Source organism: Streptomyces sp. NPDC001002, assembly GCF_053599215.1.
In genome coordinates, this window is sequence record NZ_JBSFLV010000291.1 from 1 (window position 1) to 3,422 (window position 3,422).

General features: G+C 70.8%; 4 protein-coding genes. All 4 read right to left on the minus strand.

Translation table 11 applies throughout. From position 1 onward, the window contains the following. The coding region (locus ACWDR3_RS47470; protein ID WP_450358905.1) for a prolipoprotein diacylglyceryl transferase family protein at positions 1 to 590 on the minus strand (590 nt) is incomplete at its 3' end. Positions 591 to 686: 96 nt separating this feature from the next. Next, positions 687 to 1,463, minus strand: a complete 777-nt coding sequence (locus ACWDR3_RS47475; protein ID WP_450358906.1) for a DsbA family protein — start codon at positions 1,461 to 1,463, stop codon at positions 687 to 689. Between the two features lie 121 nt (positions 1,464 to 1,584). Next, positions 1,585 to 2,403 (minus strand): tryptophan synthase subunit alpha, encoded by an 819-nt coding sequence (trpA, locus tag ACWDR3_RS47480; protein WP_450358907.1) that lies wholly within the window; start codon positions 2,401 to 2,403, stop codon positions 1,585 to 1,587. After that, positions 2,400 to 3,422 (minus strand): tryptophan synthase subunit beta (gene trpB / locus ACWDR3_RS47485; protein ID WP_450358908.1); only part of this gene is annotated, 1,023 nt, incomplete at its 5' end. The genes trpB and trpA, both read right to left, overlap by 4 nt.

A 3,422-nucleotide genomic window follows, 5' to 3' on the forward strand; every position in this document is an offset into this window, starting at 1 on the left:
TCGGCCCAGATGACCAGGAAGGCGACGCCGACGCACCACAGGGACTCGTAGAGGAAGGTGGGCTGGTAGGTGCCGGGCACCCGCCCGTCCGTCGAGGACGTGATCTTCACGGCCCAGGGCAGATCCGTCGCCTTGCCGTAGAGCTCCTGGTTGAACCAGTTGCCCCAGCGGCCGATCGCCTGCGCGAGGGCGATGCCGGGTGCGAGGGCGTCGGCCCACGCGGGCAGCGGAATGCCCCGGCGTCGGCAGCCGATCCAGGCGCCCACCGCGCCGAGGGCGATCGCGCCCCAGATACCGAGGCCGCCCTCCCACACCTTGAAGGCGTCCACCCAGTCACGGCCCTCGCTGAAGTACAGCTCGTAGTCCGTGATCACGTGGTAGAGGCGACCGCCGACGAGGCCGAACGGCACGGCCCAGACCGCGATGTCGGCCACCGTGCCGGCCCGCCCGCCGCGGGCGATCCAGCGTTTGTTGCCGAGCCAGACCGCGACGAAGACGCCGATGATGATGCAGAACGCGTAGCCGCGCAGCGGAATGGGGCCGAGGTGCAGCACCCCGCGCGACGGGCTGGGAATGTAGGCAAGTTCCATGGCAGGGTCGACGCTACCGTGCCGGACCGGGCGCACGACGGGCGGCCCGGCTACGGGTCCATAACAGGGTGGTGAGAATCGCCCGCCCCTGATCGCTCACCCCTTGTCGGCCTCCAGCACCTGCTGCTTCAGCTTCGCCGGGGTCATCGACTGGTCCGCGTAGATGTTCTTGCCGTTCAGCAGGACCGTCGGCGTGCCGGTGAAGCCTCCGGTGGAGAACGCCTGCGCGGACTTCGCGACCCAGCTGTTGTGCGTACCGTCCTCGACACAGGTACGGAACGTCGCCGTATCGAGCCCGTCGACCTTGCCCGCCAGCTCGATCAGCTTGCTGTTCTTCGCGAAGGCGTCGTCGGTCTCCGACGGCTGGTTCTCGTACAGCGTGTCGTGGTAGTCGCGGAACTTTCCGGCGTCCTGGGCGCAGGCCGCCGCGTTGGCCGCGTTGCGCGAGCCGGTGCCGCCGAGGTTGCCGTCGATGATCGTGACCAGGTGGTACTCGACCCGCAACTGGCCGGCGTCGGTCAGCTCGTGGAGGGTCGAGCGGTACGCCGACTCGAAGGCCTTGCAGGCCGGGCAGCGGAAGTCCTCCCAGACCGTGAGCGTCGTCTTCGCCCCGTCCTTGCCGACCGGGATCGCGAGGCTGTCCTTGCCCTGCGCCCCGGAGGGAGCCACGACCGGGCCCGCGGACTTGCTGCCGTCGTCCTTGCCCGAGTTGGCGGCGACCACACCGGTCACCGCCGCCAGGCCCAGGACACAGACGACGCTCGCGCCCACGATCAGCGTCCGCCGTCGCCGCTCCCCGGCCTTCTGCTTCTCACGCTCGACCGCCAGCCGCTCGCGGGCGGTGCGCTTTCCGTCACGGTTCTTCTCGCTCACACCCCCAGAACGAACCGGGAAGGCGCAGCGCGCCTCCCCGGTCCCAGCTCCACCCGTTCGAGTGACGGGTGTTCTGTCTGTGCGTGTTCTGTCTGTGCGTGTTCTGTTGATGCGTGCTCTGTTACGCCTGTCCGCGCACGCCCTTGGCCAGTTCACCGGCGAGCGCGCGGACCGCCTCGACGCCGGCCGCGTCGTCCGGCGCGTCCAGCATGCGCTTGACGAAGGCCGAGCCGACGATCACACCGTCGGCGAAGCCGGCCACCTCGGCGGCCTGCTTGGCGTCGGAGACCCCGAGCCCGACGCAGACGGGCAGGTCGGTGCCGGTGGCGCGGGTGCGTTCCACCAGGTCCTGGGCCTGCGCGCCCACGGAGGCGCGGGTGCCGGTGACGCCCATCAGCGAGGCCGCGTAGACGAAGCCGCTGCCCGCCGCGGTGATCCGGGCGAGCCGCTCGTCCTTGCTGCTGGGCGCGACCACGAAGACCGTGGCGAGCCCGTGCTTCTCGGCGTGCTCCCTCCACAGCCCCGCCTCCTGCACCGGCAGGTCGGGCAGAATGCAGCCCGCCCCGCCGGCCTCGGCGAGCTCGGCGGTGAAGCGCTCGACGCCGTAGCGGTCGATGGGATTCCAGTACGTCATGACGAGTACGGGCTTCCCGCTCGCCGCGTACGCCTCGCGGACCGTACGCATCACGTCCGCGATCTTGACGCCACCGCGCAGGGCGATGTCGTCGGCGGTCTGGATGACGGGACCGTCGAGGACGGGGTCGCTGTGCGGCAGCCCCACCTCGACGACGTCGGCGCCGCCGTCGAACGCGGCCTTGACCGCCTCGATGCCGCCGTCCACGGTCGGGAACCCGGCCGGGAGGTAGGCGATGAGCGCGGCCCGTCCCTCGGCCTTGGCACCGGCGAGGGTGTCGGACAGCAGCTGAATGTTCCCGCTCACTTGGCGTCCCCCTCGATCTCGGCGGTGTCGGCGGCGTCGGCCGCGACCTCGGCGTCGGTGTCGTACAGGCCGAAGTAGCGCGCGGCCGTGTCCATGTCCTTGTCGCCGCGGCCGGACAGGTTGATGACGATCAGCCCGTCCTTGCCCAGCTCCCTGCCGACCTCCAGGGCGCCGGCCAGCGCGTGGGCGCTCTCGATGGCCGGGATGATGCCCTCGGTGCGGGAGAGGAGGCGCAGGGCCTGCATCGCCGCGTCGTCGGTGACCGCGCGGTACTCGCCGCGGCCGCTGTCCTTGAGGTAGGAGTGCTCGGGGCCGATGCCCGGGTAATCCAGTCCGGCCGAGATCGAGTACGGCTCGGTGATCTGACCCTCCTCGTCCTGGAGGACGTAGGACCGCGAACCGTGCAGGATGCCGGGCTCGCCCGCGGTGAGGGTCGCCGCGTGCTCGCCGCTCTCGATGCCGTGTCCGGCGGGCTCGCAGCCGATGAGGCGTACGCCTGCGTCCGGGATGAACGCGTGGAACAGGCCGATGGCGTTCGAGCCGCCGCCGACGCAGGCGATGGCCGCGTCGGGGAGGCGGCCGGCGCGCTCCAGGATCTGGCGGCGGGTCTCGACGCCGATCACGCGGTGGAAGTCCCGGACCATGGCCGGGAAGGGGTGCGGGCCCGCGACCGTACCGAACAGGTAGTGCGTGTGGTCGACGTTGGCGACCCAGTCGCGGAAGGCCTCGTTGATCGCGTCCTTCAGCGTGCGGCTGCCGGACTTCACGGCGACGACCTCGGCGCCGAGCATGCGCATGCGGGCCACGTTCAGGGCCTGGCGCTCGGTGTCGATCTCGCCCATGTAGATGGTGCATTCGAGACCGAACAGGGCGCAGGCGGTGGCGGTGGCGACGCCGTGCTGGCCGGCGCCGGTCTCCGCGATGACCCTGGTCTTGCCCATGCGCTTGGTCAGCAGAGCCTGGCCGAGGACGTTGTTGATCTTGTGCGAGCCGGTGTGGTTGAGGTCTTCGCGCTTCAG